We start from the raw sequence: 513 nt of genomic DNA, 5'->3' as shown, positions 1-513 counted from the left end.
GGTCGAGCAGGTGCTCGAGGTCGTGCGCGCCGCCTCCGCCGGCGACCTGACCCGCGAGGTCACCCTCACCGGCACCGACGCCATCGGCCAGCTCGCCGCCGGCCTCTCCACCCTGCTCACCGCCCAACGCGACTCCATGATCGCCATCGGCCGCACCGCCGACTCCCTGGCCATCGCCGCCGAACAGCTCACCATCCTCTCCCAAGGCATGGGCGACGGCGCCACCCTCACCTCCGACCGCGCCGCCTCGGCCACCGGCTCCGCCGGCGAGGTCTCCGCCTCCATCCAGACCGTCGCCTCCGCCGCCGAGGAGATGACCGCCTCCATCCGCGAGATCGCCCAGAACGCCACCGAAGCCGCCACCGTCGCCACCGGCGCCGTCACCGTCGCCTCCTCCGCCCAAGGCACCGTGGCCTCCCTCGGCGAGTCCTCCGCCGAGATCGGCCAAGTCATCAAGGTCATCACCTCCATCGCCCAACAGACCAACCTCCTCGCCCTCAACGCCACCATCGA

At 72.1% G+C, this 513-nt stretch carries 1 protein-coding gene; it reads left to right on the top strand.

The genetic code is table 11. The features are described from left to right. Positions 1-513: methyl-accepting chemotaxis protein (locus LPA27_RS19325; RefSeq protein WP_267477234.1), on the top strand; the 513-nt coding region annotated here is incomplete at both ends.

This window comes from Nocardioides sp. Leaf374 (assembly GCF_916862475.1).
Taxonomy (GTDB): domain Bacteria; phylum Actinomycetota; class Actinomycetes; order Propionibacteriales; family Nocardioidaceae; genus Nocardioides; species Nocardioides kribbensis.
Note: the sequence above shows the minus strand (reverse complement) of the source record. Positions and strands in the feature narration are given on the sequence as shown.